Here is an 18588-nt window from a genome sequence, read left to right on the forward strand (position 1 = left end):
AGACCGTTTATCTATCCTGTGGTTTGAGTGGGTTTTAGCGGGATACGATACAAATACTCCGTATCGTGCTTCCCTTTGAAGTGTGTTGTTTGGTCGAGAAATGTTGAAACACTGCCTTGCTGACCATTTTCTTTATCGATCTTTTTAAACAGCGCCCAAGAGGCACCATTTTCTTGCGTAATCGTGGTTTCAATGGCCGCTATATTTCGTAAAGCCTTTCTCGCGAACAGCGACTTAAGCATCTGATAAGCCAATCCTTTCCCACGGTGATTGGGAGAAACCGCCACCTGCCAAATAAATAGCGTCGTGGGATCGTCAGGCTTGAGGTATCCAGAAACAAAACCTGACACCTCACCATCACAACGGGCAAGCAAACAAGTTTGGCTAAAGTGCGTTGATTGCAAAAAATTGCAGTAGGAAGAATTGGTGTCGAGTGGTGGACACTGGGCGATTAAGTTAAAAATTTCGTCGCCATCCTCTGCAGTTGGCTCTTCAAATGAACCATGAGAATGGGCTTGCTCATCAATTTCAGGGTAAGCAACCCAAGGTGCTGATACGATCATAGGAATATGCATTTACTTCGAACTCTAAACAAACTTGCTATTTATTATCACGCAGAAAATGCCTCAAAAGGCAAATTTGACCTCAAAAAAGCCCAATTAATGTGACAAGCATCACACAAAAGACCAAACCAACCAAATTATCACTAATTCGACATCTAATATTTTGAGTAATAACCTTTAAAATCCAACCAAGTTAAACAGAACTAGAAATACGATCACTCGAATAAAATCTTATCTCTTACCAACAACCAAGAGACACTTAGAAAAACCCAAGTTAAACCATTAAAAATAAACCATTTAAACAAGGTTAGATTCACAAGGTAGAGGTTTGATTGTGTACAAACCTTACTATTCTTCGATCAAAAACCTCTCCAATCCATTTGAAATAGATTTCTTTTTTATTTAGAGTACAAAGCAAAATTAGGGTAAGTATCAGAAAATGGACAATGACATGGCTCCCATACCGGACGATAAAGGGCTCTCTGGAAAGTTTGGAGAAGGGACCTAACGCGCAGGTTCTGCACTAGCCATTTTCGATAAGCGACCCTTTGTAGTTTGCCCCAAACATACATAGACTTAAGCTACTCTACCTCCACGTTGTATTGACAAGCCAATGACCCGACTCTCTAGCACCGCTCTCGCAATGAGCCTGATCCTTTCAGCCAATGCTGCCTTTGCCCAAACTGCTGATATGCTGATCTCAAATGCAAAGATCTATCAGCATCCGGATGCCGACACCCTTGTGATTGCGCAAGGGAACATTGTTCATATTGGTACCAAACACTCGGCTGCTGTCTATAAAACGTCGACTACTCACATGATTGATGCTGAGCAAGCGTTTTTGATGCCAGGGTTTATCGACAATCACAATCATGTATTTGAAGCCGCCTCTGAAGCTGGCGGACATTGCGAGTTGAGCATGAGTGCCTCTTTGCAAGAGCAACGCCCTTATCTTGAAGCATGTAAAGCTCAGCACACTGGAGAGGGTTGGCTGATGGGCTACGGATTCTCATTAGAGGCGATTCTAGGTGAGCACAACCACGACACCCCGCTAGACGTCATTGATTCTGTCTTCCCAAATCAGCCTGTCATCCTGATGGAGCAAACCTCGCACTCGATGTGGGTTAATTCAGCGGCGCTTGCCGAAGCGGGTATCACATCGTCAACGCCAGATCCTCAAGGCGGAAGAATATTCAAAGATGAGTACAGCCAAAAACTTAACGGCATCTTATTAGATAACGCAGGTGATCAAGTGATGGAGATAGCGTGGAATGCGTTGGAAAATCAGTTTGAGCAAAGCTATCAGGGGTTAATGAATGGTCTGGAAGAAGCGGCGTCTCACGGCATTACCACCATAGGGGACGGGCGCCTATATTGGAAACGAGGCTGGTTTGATGTCTGGAAACAAGCAGAAAAAGAACAAGATTTAACCGCCAGAGTCTCATTACGTCCATGGATATATCCGGCCGATCCTGTGAAACCGCAACTTGATTTCCTTAAACGAGTCCACTCTAACGATACCTCGCGTCGACTGCTGGTCAATCAGGTAAAAATGTACAGCGATGGCATCTTCATTAATGGCACCGCCAAGACTCTCGCGCCCTATTTAGACACTTACTTACCCAATGATCCGTACGGTATTAATTACATTCCACCAAAACAGATGAAAACGTGGCTCAATGAGCTAAATCGAATCGGATATGGCGCTCACATTCATGCCATTGGCGATGGGGCGATCCGCGAATCATTGGACGCCATCGCCAGCGTTCGCCGCCAATCCCCTCATCGCCCTTACACACTGACTCATGTAGAACTGGTCAACGCCAAAGACAGATCCCGCTTTAAGACACTTGATGTAACCGCGGATTTTCAGGTGGGATCGGATTACGTCGCCTACCACGATCACCAATGGGCGCAGGCGTTTTTGGGGGCGACACGGGCACGAGCGCTAATGAACCTAAGAGCCCTGTTTAACGCAGGTGCTAACGTGACATTAAGCAGCGATTGGAACGTGCACGATATCAACCCTCTCGTTGGTATCGCCAATAGTGTAAAAATGGGAGAGACCGGGCTGCCATCCGTCGATGCGGCGATAAAGGCTTTCACCATAAACGCAGCGAAAAGCTTGGGAATCAGTGATATCACTGGCTCCATCGCAATCGGCAAATCCGCCGATTTGGTCCTAATCGATGATGACATCACACAATTAATGCCCAATGACATCGCTAAAGCCACCGTATTAATGACCATGCTGCAAGGTGAAATTGTGTATGAGGCTCAGTAAACACTCGACTCTATGCCCGCAATCTGAGCGAGTTGACTTTCAGATGGTGGACATAGAGTCATTATGATTAATGAAGAGTAGGTAAGTATCGCTGTACAAATGTCACGACATGAAGCACATACTTTTCGGTATCGAAAACTGGCGCACTATGACCAACCCCCTCTTCAATCCACAGCTGATTCTCGACGCCAAACGCATCCAACTTAGCTTTTAGCTGCTCACTCTGTGCTAAAGGCACGCGCTTATCTAGCGTGCCGTGAAGCTGAATGAACGGTGGCGTTTTTTCATTAACGTACGTCGTCGTCGATGCCTGTTTCGCAATCTCTGGGATCACGCTAGGCGTATTGCCCAGGAAACGAGATACCGAGGATTTGTCACTAACCGCTTTTCCTCCTTTGTAACCCAACGCCAGTAAATCCGTTGGTCCAAAGAAACTCACGACTGCGCTAACCTGATATCTCGGTTGGTGATAAAGCGAGAGGTTGTCTTGTGAGTTTGTCACACCAATCAAGCCCGCCAAATGCCCACCAGCCGAGCGCCCCATCATCACCACATTATCTGCAGCCACATTAAACAGCTCGGCGTGATCATGAAGGTAGTTTAGGGCATCGTTGATATCCACAATAGCAGCCGGAAAGGTCGCTTCTCCACTTAACCGGTAGTCGATAGACGCCAACGCATAACCTTTTTGCATCATAGAGCGTAAAAGTAATGGATTCTTTGTCGGAATCGCGTCTTTACTGCCTCGTTTCCAAGCTCCACCGTGAACCCAAACTAGCAGTGGATAGGGTTGCTCTGCCATTTGCTTCGGTTTGTACAGGTCGAACATAAGCGTACGACCATCAAGAGTCTTATAAACAATGTCTTTGGTGACTTCGAACTCATCACTTGCATGGGTGCTACTCATACCCAGCAATGATATGGCGAAGAGCGCGACTGCTCGATTCCAGCGTTTTAACTTCGACATTAGAATGACGCCTCTGCTGCAATCCAGTAACGGCGACCATCCTCAACATAGCCGTATTCATCGTAGCTTGTTTCTACATCAAAGACGTTATAGACGCCTGCCATTAGCTTAAGTTGTTGATGGACCTGCCAGTTTCCGCCGAAGTCGACATAGGTGATCGAGGGTGCAGAAACATTGCGCGAATCAACAGTAACAGGCTCCGACTCTTCACTGCGATAGGATGCACGTAACCAAGCATTGACGTCTTCGCGAACTACCCAATCTGAATTAATCGCTACAAGGTGTTTCGGCGCTTGCGTTAAAGGTTGCCCTTTGTCATCGCCAGACAGCTTTTCACTATAGGTATAGGTGTAAGTTGCTCCTAGACTAACCGTCTCTGTAATGGCTTTTTGAATCGAGCTTTCCGCACCATAAGTTTTCGCGTCTTCAATGTTTACATACGTAGAGTCACATGCGCGTCCAGAGCAGTTTGGATCCAGCTTCACCTTGTCAATTTTGTCTTTAAACTCATTGTAAAACACCGTCAAACTAGAGTTGAGCTCATTGATACCCGTGTAGTAGAGGCCCAACTCGGTGTTCACCGAAGACTCTGGTTTGAGGTCTGCGTTGCCGTAGATCTCGCATCGACCATTGCAACTCTCTTGCACCCACTCCTCTTCCATTTCCGTGAGACTCGGTGAGCGGTAGCCCGTTGACACTCCGCCTTTCATTGTCCAGTCTGAACTCAAGCTCCAAACACCGTAAATACGCGGGCTCAAGTGAGAGTTGAATTGCTCATTGTCGTCATAACGTAAGCCGAGTGTCAGGGCAAAATCGTCGGCCAGATACCACTCATCTTCCGCGAAAAGAGACCACTGAGTATTATTGAAAACGAAATCGCCATTATCGAGCTCTTCACTCTGATACGCTGCGCCAAACGATACGTAATGCATGCCTAACGCTTTCGACCATTTTGTATTTGCGTTGATATTGTGTACGGCTAAATCGCGCCCAACATTCTCCACCTTCTCGCTACTCACGTAAGACGAACCCGTGATGGATTCATAATTTGCGTCATGGGATAGGCCCAAAGATCGGCGGTTATTGGTCGTCTCGGAGCTCTTGGTACGTGTTTTTCCTTCGGTATTAACGCGCTCTTGATCGTGGTATGTGTAATCGAGGGTAATAGTATCAGTCTCTGTCGGCGTTAGATAAACAGACGCACGATAGTTTTCTAACGTTTTTCCGCCATTAGCATAAAGAATCTCATCTTCAATTCGCTCTTGGTACATGCCTGAGATGGCCGTGCTGAGCAAACCATCGATCAGAGGTCCAGCCAAATAGACTTCACCTTGATAAAAATGACCAGACTCGTCATTTTCTTGTAACGTGGCTTCTACACGAGCACTGCCTGTCCAGCTTGGGAAATCCTTGCGCGTAATGATGTTTATGACGCCGCCTATCGCATCAGAGCCGTACAATGTCGACATTGGTCCGCGTACCACTTCTATACGCTCAATCGCATTTAATGGTGGCAGCCAATCTTGCTCAAAGCCACCACCACTGCTCACTTGAGTCTCTCGGCCAGATTGCTTGCGACCATCCACCAAAATAACTGTGTATTCAGACGGCATACCACGCAATGAAATCTCTTGACGCGATCCTCCTCCCGTAACAACAACACCTGGAATGTCCTTCATAGCATCGGTGAGATCTTTATATGAACGTGTTTCAAGTTGCGCTCGGTCAATGACACTGATCGATGCGGGAGCCTCGAGTGTCGACTGTTCATAGCCAGAGGCGGTAACCACAACGGTTTCCATAGTGGTTGTATCGTTATCTGATGGAGATTGTGCAGAAGAAGCAAAAGGGGTCACAGCCGTGAAACTCAGCGCAGCATAGACGACTGAATTCACGTTTAAAGGAGGATTCTTGAGCATGGTGATAGTTAACTTACTTGCAATTGATAATTGTTATCAATTAGATGTTAATTACCCCACAGTTTCAATCAATAACGTATTCACAATGTAAAATCTCGCTATGCAGGATCTGAAACGTTGTCAGGATATCTTGTACCCAATTAGGCAGACAACGCTTCTTCGTCAAACAATTCATTGATCAATTCACGCACCCAGACACACATAGGATCATCATGAAAACGCTTGTGCCAGTATAGATAAACCTGTGAAAAGTCCAGACGCAATGGCTCTGGCACCTCTCGCGTAATCAAACGTTCATCTTGGCACGCAGCTTCTGCGAACGGAGTGGGTAAATGGAAGATAATGTCTGTTTCCGCAGCAATGCTTGGCGCCGAAGTAAAGTTGGTAAGCTGCACTGGTGCCGACAAACGCTGCTTTTTGTTTGCAAGCCCAAGCTCAATGAACTTATGTTCGAAAGAGAGGGTTTTCTCTCCCTGTAATGAGATCTGCCCAAAATGGCAATTGCACAGTTTTTCCGCTGTCAGCTCTTGCTCAGCCAAAGGGTGATTACGGCTCATCAATAGGCGAAAGTCTCTCTTAGCTATCGCCTTTCGATAAATCGTATTTTCCGACGTAGGTGGCTGATGAGAAGAAAGTGAAAAATGAACATCACCCGATACAAGATCCTCAAAATGACGCTTTGGTGTGGTATCAATACTGACGACAAGATTCGGCGCCCGTTCACGTATGGCCGCCACAAGCCTAGGCATAATCGTATTGATTTGTGGTTGAAGGCCGTAAAAACGTAGGGTTCCTTCCACTTTACTCGGCTCGAAAGAGTTAGTGTTAGAAAGTTTTTCTAAGCTAATGATTAACGATGAAATATCCTTTTTGATGACTTCTGCTTTGGAGGTCAGCTCATAGCCAAAACTGCTCCGAACCAAGAGCTCATCATCGAAAAAGACCCGCATTTTTTGCAATGCTCGACTGACTGAAGACTGACTGGTATTCAACAACAACGCCGTGTTAGATACATGTTTTTCTTCGAGTAAGTATTTCAAAATATAGAGGGATGTAACATCGACTTGAGGGATTTGCATACGCTGCTCTTGCTTCCAAAATGGGGTCACTGCTTAGCCAAACACTCGGCTCACTATTCACTTTATCAATAAATAGTTTGCAGAGATAGCGCTGCTAATTCCGGCCACTTTGCAATGACTCGCTTACCACATATGTAAAGTCCCACTTGTGGTACGCAACAAAAAAGCCAGTATGACTGGCATACTGACTCTTGGAACTGCTTAAACATACGTTAAGCTGGCTTGTGATTATATTGAGCCTTACTTACCACCAATGCTCAAACGAGCAAAGCGAACGTCTGGCGAGAAGAAAGTGCGGCTATCGTTAATCAGCTGAGTATCACCTACTGCCTCAACTTCTTGCAGCATCTTGTAGAAGTTACCCGCTACTGTAATACCACGTACTGGTTGAGCGCGCTCACCATCACGACACAAGAAGCCACTCGCACCAAACGAGAAATCACCACTCACTGCATCCGCACCAGAATGGACACCTTGAAGTTCGACTAACTCTAGGTACTCACCCGCTTTTACTTCTGACGCACTGCTGTTACCCGTCGCAATCACTTTGTGATTCGCTGATACGTCTAAGCTCGATTTTGCACCGCGAGCGGCACTTGCTGTCGAGACTGCGCCCAAGTAACTTGCGGTCTGGCTGTTGTGTAGCAAGGTTTTCAAATCACCATTAGCAATCATCACATTGTTTTGAGTAGCGAAGCCTTCACTATCAAAACTCGCGATTGCCATACCATTTGGCATGTAAGCCGTATCAGTAAAGGTAATCAAATCACTCGCAACACGTTGACCAAGCTTGTCACCCAGTGGCGTAATGCCTTTCATCGCGCTTACGCCAGAGAAAGCACTGCCGAAAGCACCGAATAAACTTGCTAGCGCATTGATGTGGAAGATAGCAGGGTAGTTACCCGTCGCAACCGGTGCGCCTTCAAGAAGATCGCGAGCAAGGTTGTAGCCACCTTCGATACAGTAAGCTGGATTCAACTCATCAAAACGGCGACCCAGTGACATTCTACCCGCCATTGACTGTTTGCCGTCTTTTTCAAATAAGGTATACGCGTAACAAGTGAACGAGCGCTCGAAGTGTTGACACAATGTGCCTTGAGTATTGGCAATGATCAGTTGTGTTTCGCCATCGCTGTAACCATTGTAAGGTGCGCTAGAAGCGTGAGGTAGCGCTACTACGCCTTGCTCAAGTGCGAGAGACAGTTCGATTTTTTCGTCAACAGAAGTTGTGTCTTCTTGCGCAATCTCAGCAACATCAGTCGCGATTTGGCTGTTCACGCAACTAATAGTCTGATGTTCATCTTGCTTGGAAAAGCGAGCGCTTTGCAGTGCGTTGGTCAGCATCAAATCTAAGCTTGATTGCTCTAACGACTCAGAATAGCTTGTTGCAACGCGCGCATCTTTCACAACACGAACACCCAGAACTTGGCTTGAGCTTACTTTGTACTCATCCAGCTTTCCTTGGTTCGCTTTCAAAGAAAAGCTGCTGTTGCGGTTTACAATGACGTCCGCTTCTGCACCTTGGCGTTTTGCTTCTGATAGGACGTAATCAACCGCATTAAGAAGTTGTTGTTCTTGGCTCATTAGTTACCGCCTCCTACCAGAATGTTATCGACTTTCAGCGTTGGCTGACCGACTGTTGTTGGCACTGAGCCACTCACGGAACCACACATGCCCGGCGCAAGCGCCATGTCCTTACCAACCATGCTGATTTCTTTCAACACTTTTGGACCCGTGCTGATCAGCGTTGCTGTTTTCAGAGGCTTGGTGATTTTGCCATTTTCAATGAGGTAAGCTTCACGAACGGCAAAGTTGAACTCGCCCGTACCCGGTTGAACCGAGCCGCCGCCCATCTTCTTCGCATAGATGCCTCGTTCGATACCTGCCAGCATGTCATCAAGTGAATGCTCGCCTTCTTCGATAAAGGTGTTACGCATACGCGAGGTTGGTGCGAACTTGTAGTTTTGACGACGACCAGAACCCGTAGGTTCGTAACCTGTCTTCATGCCACCCATTTTATCGACCATAAAGCTGGTTAGCTTACCGTCTTTGATCAACTGAGTGCGCTGAGTCTTCATGCCTTCATCATCAACATGAATCGAACCCCATTCGTTGGTCATGGTGCCATCATCGACAGCATTCACTGCGGTGTGAGCAATCATTTCGCCCATCTTGTCGTGGAATACGGACGCTTTCTTCGCAACCGAAGTAGTTTCTAGTAAGTGGCCACACGCTTCGTGGAAGATTACGCCGCCAAAGCCGTTACCAATCACTACTGGCATTTCACCCGATGGACAAGCATCCGCGCCAAGTTTTACTAACGCTTGTTGCGCGATAGTTTGACCTAGCTCTTTCGCATCAAGCTGTTCACTGAACTCCCAGCCAGCAAGAGCGCCAGGACCTTCCATACCAGAAGACTGCTCATTACCTTTTTGAGCGACGGTATTACCCGCAACTCGGATGTAGTGACGAGTATCGTCAACGTGTAGACCTTCTGAGTTGAAGATAGACACTTGTTGTTCGCGCTGAAGCACACTGCCGATGAACTGGCTGATATGTTCACTCTCTGCGCGTGCGGCTTGGTCAACTTGCAATAAGAAAGCAATTTTAGAATCTAGGTTAGCGTCTTTGCCAAGTGGCATACGACAACCATGTTGAACTGGGTAGCGGTTCAGATTGAGAGAACCTGCTGACACGATTTGCTCACGCTTGTCTTTTGCTGCAAGCAGTGAGGTTACGCGTTTTAGTTCGGTTTCATCGGTGCTGTTGGTGTAACCGTAAAGCACTTTATGACCGAAGAAGAGACGAATACCGATGCCAAAATCGATACCCGAGTTCACCTTGTCCACCTCGCCAGAGGCGATCTGGACGGTGTTGGTTTGATGGTGTTCAACGAATAGCTCAGCGAAATCAGCCCCTAAAAAGAGGGCATGATCGATCACCGCTTTCGCTGTTACAGAATTAAGCATGAAATCTCCTTGCTTGTTGAGCGTCCTAGCCACCGCTTTTTAAACAATGTGGTGTGAGATTGATGATACAGTCCACATCTTCGACACTGGGTGGCAATGCAGACGATTTTACCATTTTTTAACGTCTTCGACTCTCTGATAAATTGTATGAAACAGTGACCAACAATCCATCCACCAAAGAAATAGCAATAGATTCACTCAACAGTGTCGCCGCGGGCATTTTTGATTGTCCCCTATTGGGGCGTCGGCAATTGCGTCTCAAGCCATTCAATAAATGCCGCATTCTTTGGTCTGTGTTGCTGCCCGTTTAGACAGATCAAATCGTAACCTCGCTCTGCACTTACACGCTCAAAAGGGGCGACGAGTTCACCGTTTTCTAGGCTGCTTTTCACTAAAGATTCACGAGCGATCCCCAACCCCATTCCGTTCTTAGCCGCTGTCATTGCCATATCAGCGTGATTAAACAAGTACGTTCTGTCCATCACATTAAGTGTGTTGAGTAGCGGGTTAGATTGTTTGTCCAGCCACATCGCCCACTCTTGATTGGGTTCACTCGCCTCTAATGATTCAGAGCAATGAATAAAAGTCACACTGGCCAACTGCTCAAGCAATGGCGCTGGCTCAGTAAAATGGTCGTTAAAGTATTTGGGACTACAAACCGGCAACAGCACTTCATCAAATAAACGCTGATGGTAAAAACCCGGATGTTCGCTATCGCTGTAGTAAATCGCGATATCGACGGGCTCATGCTGAAAGTCCAAACGGCTCGCTTTCACCCTCAGTTTTATATTGAGATGCGGATACAAACGTTGGAAATCTGGCAACCTTGGCAAAAGCCAACTCTGGGCGAACGTCGGCGCTGCTCCAATATATAACTCACCGCGCAGTTCATTGAACTTGATGTCTTCAAGCTCAGAGAAAATAACCTCGAACGATTGGTTTAATGCATGGAGTAATCGCTCACCCTCTTTGGTCAGTTCTAGCCGTCTCGTCATGCGTACAAACAAGCTGAAACCCAGTTGCTCTTCTAACGATTTGATTCTCTGGCTCACCGCCCCTTGGGTAATGAAGAGCTCTTCCGCAGCTTTGGTAAAGCTAAGAAACTTACCTGCAATCGCAAACGTGTACATATTGGAGAGCATCTGCTGCTTTCTGTCCATCACTCGACCTTCCATAAATTAGTTGTACTAATCCATAGCAAGATTTGTTTGGTTTGTGAAGCTAATCAGGATGCATTTTAATCAAACTGTCTTATCCATAACGAGAACATCACGATGAAAAAGAATCTTAAAATTACCATCATTGGCGCAGGCTCTAGCTACACACCAGAGCTAATCGAAGGTCTGATCAAACGCAATCATGAACTGCCAATTGGTGAGTTGTGGTTGGTTGATATTGAAGATGGTGCAGAGAAAGTCAGCATCATTGGCGATTTAACACGTCGTATGTTGGCTAAAAACGACATGTCGCATATTGATGTGCACGTCACCTTGGATCGCAAACCTGCTTTGAAAGGCGCAGACTTTGTCTGTTCTCAATTTCGTGCTGGCTGCTTGGAAGGTCGAATCCGTGATGAACGCATCTCGCTGAAATACGGCATGATCGGTCAGGAGACCAATGGGCTAGGCGGTTTTGCCAATGCCTGTCGCACCATTCCTATCGCGCTGGAAATCTGTAAAGAGATGGAAGTGTTATGTCCAGATGCTTGGTTGCTAAACTTTACCAACCCATCAGGCATGGTGACAGAAGCGATTCTCAAACACACCAAAGTGAAAGCGGTCGGTTTATGTAACGTGCCCGTGATCATGCAAAAAGGCATCGCCCAAATGTTAGGTGCCAACGAGCAAGAGTTTGTACTGCAAGTTGCGGGGTTGAACCACTTTATCTGGGCACGCCAGATCTTGCACGAAGGTCGAGACAAACTGCAAGAAGTGGTCGAAGAGATCCTATCTGGCAACGATCCTTTAGTACCGCAAAACATTCCTCCATTCGACTGGCCACAAGAGCTACTGCGTAATATGGGGATGATCCCGTGTGCTTACCTGCGCTATTACTACACCAGCGAAGACATCATGAGCCAAGAGATTGAAGAAGCGAACGGCGAAGGCACACGCGGTGAAGTGGTCAAAGCTATGGAGAAACGACTGTTCGATATCTACCGCAATCCAGAGCTCAGCGAGAAACCAAAAGAGCTCGAAAAGCGTGGTGGTCAATACTATTCCGAAGCGGCCTGCGAGCTAATGAGCTCTATCTACAACGATAAGCGCACCATTATGCACGTAAACACCCGTAACAACGGTGCCATTGCAGGCTTACCAGATGATTGCGCGGTGGAAGTCAGCTGCATGATCACAAAATCGGGACCTGTGGCGTTGAACGTCGCGCCATTCCCAAGCGATACGCTGCGCTTGATTCAATTGATGAAAGACTTTGAATCACTCACGGTAGAAGCGGCAGTCACAGGCGATCGCAATGCCGCGCATCGAGCCTTAATTTTGAACCCGCTCGTTACCACCGGGACGATTCTAGAAAAGGCTCTAGAAGAGACAATTGAAGCCAACCTCGACTACATGCCACAGTTCCGTTAGTCCTAACGAAAAAGGGATGGTGGATGCCATCCCTTTACAAGACTCACGCTTAAACCGGCTGGCTCAGCATAAACACCACCACTAACGCGAGGCTGCTGCCCATGCATCGGTTCACCCATACCACCTTTTGTGGTGACTGTATAAAGCGGTTCAATACGGTGCCAAAGTACGCCCATGCAAACATCCCCAGCACACCCGTTCCCACCATCACGCTAATAATGATCACCACCTGAGTCAGGTAATCATTGTTTGGTGAGATAAATTGAGCAAACACCGTCAGCGAGGCAACCCAACTTTTCGGATTAAGAATTTGCACCCAAACGCCAGATAAAAAACCGGACTTTTTCGCATTCGAATCATTGTCGACTTCCATTGTGGCAATCGACCATGCGAGATACAAAAGGTACGCCGCACCAATCCACTTCAACGCCGTGTACAAATCTGGGTAAAGGGTAAACAAACTGACAAGCCCCACACTTGCACCAACCAACATGATGATCACCCCAACGGCATTACCCAACACAAATGGAACCGTCGCAGAAAACCCATATCGGCTCGAAATACCTAACAGCGCGACGTTACCTGCTCCCGGCGTTAAAGAAATAGAAACAGCAAACAACAAAAATGCCGCCAACAATTGAGCACTCATGCACTCTCTCCCAAAAACTAATCAACGAATATGGCAACAGTCTAACGATTTGGGTAGAAAGAAAATTGCTATCTGCGCTACGATAAAAGCCAATTTGAGCAAAATATTTCCAGAACAATTATGAAAAGGAAAGAATCCACCAATTTTGAATTAGATAGTACTGATTTCGCCATTCTCGACCATATTCAGAAAGATGGTCGCATGAGTAATTCCAAACTCGCCGAGACGGTTAACCTAAGTGAAACGCCCTGCTGGCGACGCTGGAAAAAGATGGAAGAGGAAGGCTACATTGAGGGTTACGCCGCAAAGCTGAACCGTAAAAAGCTCGGCTTCCAAGTCTCTGGTTTTACGCTCGTGACCCTTGGCAGCCATGAAGTAGAAAACACCGAGCCTTTTGAAGACTTTGTCGCCGATGCAAACTGGATTCTCATGTGTCATTGTATCGCGGGAGGGGCTGACTACATTGTCCAAGTCGTCGCGCATGATCTCGACGAATATTTTGAACGCATAAGCTCGATGAGACGGGTAAAAGGCGTTAGCGCAATTCAATCCAACGTATCCGTCAAAGAGATCAAAAGCACTTTTCAATTGCCATTGGAGTAGTCTAGGAAGGGCACTAAATCCATTAGCTATTGACTAAAGAGCTAATGACGAAAAGAGATTGAAGGGAGATATTCTGCAACACATGATAAGAAGATTCATAAGATATCGTCACTTGCAGTCATCTCCTGTAGGCTCTGTTATTTCAAAAGCGGTTCCATCCAATGCTCTGTTATAGTGGGTATAATGCTGGCTTCTTCGTTTTGTATTTAATATCAGTGCATCCACCATTCGCCGAGAGCCAGTACCATCATCCCAATCAAGATTCAGTTGTATCATACAGTTAATTACAACGTCATATTTCACAGCATGTGCGTATGCAATCTCCGTATCTATTTCCGTTCCCCCTGAGTAGTCGTAGTCAAATACCGTTTGTAAATGCCTTGAACTTTGCCGATAGAAGCCTCGCTCATTTTCTGGGATCATCAAAGCATTAATAAACTCATCAACATCATCTCGGATGCCATTTTCATCGGCATCGACACCTTTCAACGTGTCATCGCGATTAAGGATGGGCTCAAAATGCTGAAGAAGATACGCTAATTGCGCCTTGGTGGTTGATGCGCTCTCTAGGGCTTGGCGGTCTTGCTCTGAAAGCACAATTTTATCTTCAATGTTTCTCGCACTACCCTGCGAGATCCCCCCAACCAACAATAAACACCCAACTAGGGCTGCAACCGTTTTGTCCATATTAGTCATTCTAAATTCCATTAAATCAATGTACTGGATTGAAAATATAACCTATTTGGATTCTCTCTATGTAGACAGGGGGTCGTTGAAATAACTAGATTACCAAAGTGTGAGTAAGTGCAAGTGAACGTGTCCAATCGCTGATAAGGAGGTAAAATTAAACCACCAAAACGGTGGTTTAATTGAGGCTGATTTTTTGGATGTCACTCAGTAGTCTATCTCTTTGCACTGGGATTTGGGCGCTTCCCCTGAAACTGCTTAATACTCTTTTTACTGTTAGTACGGCGGTTGGCTTTTTTATCACGTGGGGCGCGTTTGCTCTCGCCTGTGGAGGGTTTATCGGTAACAGGAAAACCATCTAACTCTTGAACTGGTAACTCACGCTGAGTCAGGCTACGAATGGCGTTTAATGCCTCTGTTTCGCCATGACAGACCAGCGACATTGCCACCCCTTGCTCCCCGGCGCGTGCGGTTCGCCCAACTCGGTGAACGTAAGTCTCTGCATGCATTGGCAACTCAAAATTGATGACAACCGGAAGCTGTTCGATGTGAATTCCACGGGCGAGCAAGTCTGTAGCAATCAACACTTGAGTCTGACCAGATTTGAATTGTGCTAGCGTCTCTTCACGCTCAGATTGACTCTTATTGCCATGCAAAACACTGGTGGTAATGGCGGCTTTATTGAGCTTTTTCGCCAAGCTATCGGCATTCTCTTTTGCGCCAATAAATACAATCGCTTGAGACCAATGGTTCTGTTTAATCAGCTCAATCAGCGCTTTCGCTTTACTGCCTTTGTTGACCAAATAAAGCGTCTCCGCAATGTCTTTGTTGGTGCTGTTTTCTTGGTGAGCCGTCAACGCAACAGGCGCACTCATCAAAGCCATCGCTTTTTGTTTTAATGCGTCAGAGAAGGTGGCAGAGAACATCGCCGTTTGTCGTTGTGCAGGTAGTTTTTCCGCAATCGCTTGGACATCTGGCCAAAAGCCCATATCCAACAGACGGTCCGCCTCATCCAAGATTAACGTCTTCACCTGCTTTAGCGACAGCTCTTCAGCGCTTAGCAAATCTAACAGTCGCCCTGTCGTGGCTATCAGTATATTTGGTCTCTTCGCTAACTTAGCTTGCTGCTGCGCTTTATCGACACCGCCACACAATACGACCGAACTCAAACCAAGCGGCTGAGTGATTTCACCCACCGAATCATTGACTTGAAACGCCAGTTCGCGAGTTGGGACTAAGACTAAAGCTTGGTGATCAGGGTTTGGCAACAGGCGCTGTAACAGTGGCAGTAGGTAAGCAAGTGTTTTACCACTGCCCGTATTCGCCTGCGCGAGCACGTCTTTCTCTGCCAACATTTGTGGAATCACCAAAGCTTGTATATCAGTCGGTTTGACCACGTTTTGAGGCAGCGCCTGAACAAGTTTTGGTATAAGAGATAAGGAAGAAAAAGACATCGAGTGGATTCCCAAATAAGAGTTAACAGGCTAACGGACGCGGTGACTTGACCACATAACCAAATGCCGAAGTGAGTCGACTTGGGGAGTATATCATTGAGCACGCCCCAAAAGCCGTTAAAGAATGTAGTGCAGAAGATCGGCGGCTAAAATCGCATCAAAAAGGCGTTTCCATCTAGCGCGATTTACACTGTAATTTCTCCAGTAGCGGGCTGAAAAAACGAGATTCATTTCCCAACAATAGGAAGAAGTCAGAGCATTCACTCAGAAATATAAAACTAAATTGCCAATAAATTGAAATGGTTAAAACCTAGTCTATGTTTAGATATAAAAGTTTGTTCATATAACAAGGACTAGGTATGAAACGTTTCACCCTCTCCCTTCTAACCATTGCAATGTCAGTCAATAGTTATGCCGCTGTCGACTCTAAACCGGCGACTCAGGCAACCATCAAAGCCAACCAAGCTCTCTATAAAGCCTTGCCGTTTAACGACACAAAAGATTTTGAACGCGCACAGAAAGGCTTTATTGCCAAGCAAGATGTCGTGACCATCACTAATGACAAAGGCGATGTCGTTTGGGATCTCGAAGAGTACAAGAAGTTCATAACTCTTGACGCAAAAGCACCTGATAGCGTTAACCCGAGTCTTTGGCGAAATGCTCAGCTCAACGTGATCAATGGTCTTTTCAAAGTCACGGATGGAATCTACCAAGTTCGCGGTTACGACTTAACCAATATCACTTTCGTAGAGGGTAAAACTGGATGGATTGTGTTTGACCCACTGATCTCGCAAGAAACCGCCAAAGCGGCGCTCGATTTTATCAACTCGGAGTTAGGGGAAAGACCAGTCACCGCTGTGATCTACAGCCATAGCCATATCGACCACTTTGGCGGCGTGCGTGGCATTGTCGACGAAGCAGACGTGACCGCCGGTAAAGTACAAATCATTGCTTCCCACGGATTCACAGAACACGCCGTATCTGAAAACGTGATTGCAGGTAACGCAATGGGTCGACGCGCCATCTATATGTACGGAGCCTTATTGCCTAGAAATGCGCAGGGAGGTGTCAATGGTGGCTTAGGACAAACCACGTCGACGGGGCTAGCAACGCTCATTAGACCCACACTCGTCATCGAAAAAACGGGCGAAGAGCACATTGTTGATGGCGTCAAAATGGTATTCCAATACACACCAGGGTCGGAAGCACCTACTGAAATCAATACCTGGCTACCAGAGAAGAAAGCACTCTGGATGGCAGAAAACAGCACCAATACCATGCACAATATCCTGACTCTACGCGGTGCTCAGGTGCGCGATGCGCTGAAGTGGTCATCGTATTTGAATGAAACTATCGAAATGTGGGGCGACGAAGTCGAGGTCAAATTCCAAAGTCACCATTGGCCGATGTGGGGGCAAGAAGAGATTGTCGATTACTTCAAACTTCAACGTGATATGTACAAATACACTCACGATCAAACGGTTCGACTCATGAACCAAGGCTACATCGGTTCCGAAATTTCCGAGATTATTCAGTTCCCGAAAGAGATCGATCAGAACTGGAACACTCGTGGTTACTACGGCACGCTCCGACACAATAGTCGCGCGGTCTATCAACGTTACATGGGTTGGTATAGCGGCAACCCATCTGATCTGAACAATCTTCCACCAACCAACGCCGCCGTCAAATACGTCGAATACATGGGAGGTGAAAATGCGGTCATCGATAAAGCGCAACAAGATTTCGACAAAGGCAACTACCGCTGGGTGGCTGAAGCGCTTAAACACGTCGTCTTTGCCAATCCACAAAGCAAAAAAGGCAAACTGCTGCTCGCTGATACCTATGAACAGCTAGGTTACCAAGCAGAGTCTGGACCTTGGCGCTCGGTCTACCTCCAAGGAGCCTATGAGCTACGCAACGGTACACCTTCTTCTGGTGGGACAAATACCGCGTCTCCAGACATCATCAAAAACATGCCACCAGAAATGCTGTTTGACTACTTAGCAGTACGTCTGCTTCCAGAAAAAGCAGCGGGCAAAGACTACACCATCAACATAAACTTCACTGACCTTGATGAGCAGTACACGCTTTACATCGAAAACTCGGTGTTAAACCACACCACCAAACAGTCGGACGATCCGGACGTCTCTTTAACCCTAACAAAAGAAGCGTTGGACAAGGTACAGCTTGGCGAGATGACGCTTGAGCAAGCCATTTCGAGCGGTGATTTAAAACTGAAAGGCGACAAACAAGTGTTCAAAGACTTTGTGGGCATGCTAGATACCTTCAACTTCTGGTTTAACATCGTCACGCCATAGGAAGCAATAATGAAGCAACTCAATATGCTGGTTGCGATTTGCCTGAGCAGTGTCAGCCTCGCTGCTCAGGCATGTACCTACGATGGTCAATTTAGCAATCCATTTACCGAAAGTTACCCGGGTTCTCTAGATGTCGCGATGTCAACGTACGACGCACTAGACAGCCAGACAATTGATACGATTTCATCTCTCAACGGGCCTTCTGGTTTACGAAGAGCCAGTTGGTGGCTGAAACTTATGGCGGACAAATACGCCAGTGAGTTGCAGTCAGTTAGTTACATTTATCTTGTCGACAGTCATTTATGGAGCAAGGTTGAATATGGTCAATCCATTACCGTTCACTCGGCTCCAAGTGATGAGTCTTCATCAAGTCGTGTCCTTCTCCTCAGTGAAGCAGCTCTTAACGCGCTCGTTCAGGGGAAAGTCAACTTTGAGCAAGGCGTCACTTTAGGCGTCATCCAAAAGGCGGGTTAATAAAAGTAGCCCTGCAGAAAGTGTAAACATTTTG

Annotated in this window: 15 protein-coding genes; 5 read left to right on the top strand and 10 right to left on the bottom strand. The window is 46.6% G+C overall.

Annotation, left to right across the window (positions count from 1 at the left end; translation table 11 throughout):
• Positions 1-11 precede the first annotated feature (11 nt).
• Complete coding sequence (ectA, locus tag ACUALS_RS21185) at positions 12-575, bottom strand: diaminobutyrate acetyltransferase (RefSeq protein WP_005469244.1); 564 nt, start codon at positions 573-575, stop codon at positions 12-14.
• Between the two features lie 601 nt (positions 576-1176).
• Here ectA and ACUALS_RS21190 point away from each other — a divergent pair.
• A complete protein-coding gene (locus ACUALS_RS21190) occupies positions 1177-2847 on the top strand; it encodes an amidohydrolase (protein ID WP_454449629.1) in 1671 nt (556 codons plus the stop codon).
• Between the two features lie 67 nt (positions 2848-2914).
• Here ACUALS_RS21190 and ACUALS_RS21195 read toward each other — a convergent pair whose 3' ends face one another.
• From ACUALS_RS21195 to ACUALS_RS21220, 6 genes are all read right to left on the bottom strand, one after another.
• Positions 2915-3814, bottom strand: a complete 900-nt coding sequence (locus ACUALS_RS21195; protein ID WP_454449630.1) for an alpha/beta hydrolase fold domain-containing protein — start codon at positions 3812-3814, stop codon at positions 2915-2917.
• Positions 3814-5733 (bottom strand): TonB-dependent receptor domain-containing protein, encoded by a 1920-nt coding sequence (locus ACUALS_RS21200; protein ID WP_454449631.1) that lies wholly within the window; start codon positions 5731-5733, stop codon positions 3814-3816. The genes ACUALS_RS21195 and ACUALS_RS21200 overlap by 1 nt, the downstream gene beginning before the upstream one ends.
• 140 nt (positions 5734-5873) lie before the next feature.
• Complete coding sequence (locus ACUALS_RS21205) at positions 5874-6812, bottom strand: LysR family transcriptional regulator (RefSeq protein ID WP_043886397.1); 939 nt, start codon at positions 6810-6812, stop codon at positions 5874-5876.
• Between the two features lie 240 nt (positions 6813-7052).
• Positions 7053-8396, bottom strand: coding sequence for a TldD/PmbA family protein (locus tag ACUALS_RS21210; RefSeq protein WP_454449632.1), 1344 nt, complete (start codon positions 8394-8396; stop codon positions 7053-7055).
• Complete coding sequence (locus tag ACUALS_RS21215; protein ID WP_454449633.1) at positions 8396-9781, bottom strand: TldD/PmbA family protein; 1386 nt, start codon at positions 9779-9781, stop codon at positions 8396-8398. The genes ACUALS_RS21210 and ACUALS_RS21215 overlap by 1 nt, the downstream gene beginning before the upstream one ends.
• Positions 9782-10014: 233 nt before the next feature.
• On the bottom strand, positions 10015-10941 hold the full coding sequence (locus tag ACUALS_RS21220) for a LysR substrate-binding domain-containing protein (RefSeq protein ID WP_454450021.1): 927 nt from the start codon (positions 10939-10941) through the stop codon (positions 10015-10017).
• 114 nt (positions 10942-11055) lie between these two features.
• Here ACUALS_RS21220 and ACUALS_RS21225 point away from each other — a divergent pair, with 114 nt between their 5' ends.
• Entirely contained in the window at positions 11056-12369 is a 1314-nt protein-coding gene (locus ACUALS_RS21225; protein WP_454449634.1) for a 6-phospho-beta-glucosidase, read from the top strand.
• A 49-nt stretch (positions 12370-12418) separates the two neighbouring features.
• Here ACUALS_RS21225 and ACUALS_RS21230 read toward each other — a convergent pair whose 3' ends face one another.
• Positions 12419-13018, bottom strand: coding sequence for a LysE family translocator (locus ACUALS_RS21230; RefSeq protein ID WP_005469274.1), 600 nt, complete (start codon positions 13016-13018; stop codon positions 12419-12421).
• 120 nt (positions 13019-13138) lie between these two features.
• Here ACUALS_RS21230 and ACUALS_RS21235 point away from each other — a divergent pair, with 120 nt between their 5' ends.
• Positions 13139-13621 (top strand): Lrp/AsnC family transcriptional regulator, encoded by a 483-nt coding sequence (locus ACUALS_RS21235; RefSeq protein WP_454449635.1) that lies wholly within the window; start codon positions 13139-13141, stop codon positions 13619-13621.
• 108 nt (positions 13622-13729) lie between these two features.
• Here ACUALS_RS21235 and ACUALS_RS21240 read toward each other — a convergent pair whose 3' ends face one another.
• Together ACUALS_RS21240 and ACUALS_RS21245 are read right to left on the bottom strand one after the other, a co-directional pair.
• Positions 13730-14317 carry a hypothetical protein gene (locus tag ACUALS_RS21240; RefSeq protein WP_454449636.1) on the bottom strand — a complete coding sequence of 196 codons (588 nt, stop codon included), beginning with the start codon at positions 14315-14317 and terminating at the stop codon, positions 13730-13732.
• Positions 14318-14523: 206 nt separating this feature from the next.
• Positions 14524-15762 (bottom strand): DEAD/DEAH box helicase, encoded by a 1239-nt coding sequence (locus ACUALS_RS21245; protein WP_454449637.1) that lies wholly within the window; start codon positions 15760-15762, stop codon positions 14524-14526.
• A 359-nt stretch (positions 15763-16121) separates the two neighbouring features.
• Here ACUALS_RS21245 and ACUALS_RS21250 point away from each other — a divergent pair, with 359 nt between their 5' ends.
• On the top strand, positions 16122-18080 hold the full coding sequence (locus ACUALS_RS21250; protein ID WP_454449638.1) for an alkyl/aryl-sulfatase: 1959 nt from the start codon (positions 16122-16124) through the stop codon (positions 18078-18080).
• Between the two features lie 9 nt (positions 18081-18089).
• Positions 18090-18554, top strand: a complete 465-nt coding sequence (locus tag ACUALS_RS21255; RefSeq protein ID WP_454449639.1) for a hypothetical protein — start codon at positions 18090-18092, stop codon at positions 18552-18554.
• The last annotated feature ends 34 nt before the right edge of the window (positions 18555-18588 follow it).

It is taken from the genome of Vibrio sp. NH-7 (assembly GCF_053643215.1).

What these genes read in the sequence shown, in the direction of transcription:
- ACUALS_RS21195 (WP_454449630.1), bottom strand. Translation starts at nt 3,814, where the DNA reads ATGTCGAAGTTAAAACGCTGGAATCGAGCAGTCGCGCTCTTCGCCATA.
- ACUALS_RS21220 (WP_454450021.1), bottom strand. Translation starts at nt 10,941, where the DNA reads ATGGACAGAAAGCAGCAGATGCTCTCCAATATGTACACGTTTGCGATT.
- ACUALS_RS21230 (WP_005469274.1), bottom strand. Translation starts at nt 13,018, where the DNA reads ATGAGTGCTCAATTGTTGGCGGCATTTTTGTTGTTTGCTGTTTCTATT.
- ACUALS_RS21255 (WP_454449639.1), top strand. Translation starts at nt 18,090, where the DNA reads ATGAAGCAACTCAATATGCTGGTTGCGATTTGCCTGAGCAGTGTCAGC.
- ACUALS_RS21240 (WP_454449636.1), bottom strand. Translation starts at nt 14,317, where the DNA reads ATGACTAATATGGACAAAACGGTTGCAGCCCTAGTTGGGTGTTTATTG.
- ACUALS_RS21250 (WP_454449638.1), top strand. Translation starts at nt 16,122, where the DNA reads ATGAAACGTTTCACCCTCTCCCTTCTAACCATTGCAATGTCAGTCAAT.
- ACUALS_RS21210 (WP_454449632.1), bottom strand. Translation starts at nt 8,396, where the DNA reads ATGAGCCAAGAACAACAACTTCTTAATGCGGTTGATTACGTCCTATCA.
- ACUALS_RS21245 (WP_454449637.1), bottom strand. Translation starts at nt 15,762, where the DNA reads ATGTCTTTTTCTTCCTTATCTCTTATACCAAAACTTGTTCAGGCGCTG.
- ACUALS_RS21200 (WP_454449631.1), bottom strand. Translation starts at nt 5,733, where the DNA reads ATGCTCAAGAATCCTCCTTTAAACGTGAATTCAGTCGTCTATGCTGCG.
- ectA (WP_005469244.1), bottom strand. Translation starts at nt 575, where the DNA reads ATGCATATTCCTATGATCGTATCAGCACCTTGGGTTGCTTACCCTGAA.
- ACUALS_RS21215 (WP_454449633.1), bottom strand. Translation starts at nt 9,781, where the DNA reads ATGCTTAATTCTGTAACAGCGAAAGCGGTGATCGATCATGCCCTCTTT.
- ACUALS_RS21190 (WP_454449629.1), top strand. Translation starts at nt 1,177, where the DNA reads ATGACCCGACTCTCTAGCACCGCTCTCGCAATGAGCCTGATCCTTTCA.
- ACUALS_RS21225 (WP_454449634.1), top strand. Translation starts at nt 11,056, where the DNA reads ATGAAAAAGAATCTTAAAATTACCATCATTGGCGCAGGCTCTAGCTAC.
- ACUALS_RS21205 (WP_043886397.1), bottom strand. Translation starts at nt 6,812, where the DNA reads ATGCAAATCCCTCAAGTCGATGTTACATCCCTCTATATTTTGAAATAC.
- ACUALS_RS21235 (WP_454449635.1), top strand. Translation starts at nt 13,139, where the DNA reads ATGAAAAGGAAAGAATCCACCAATTTTGAATTAGATAGTACTGATTTC.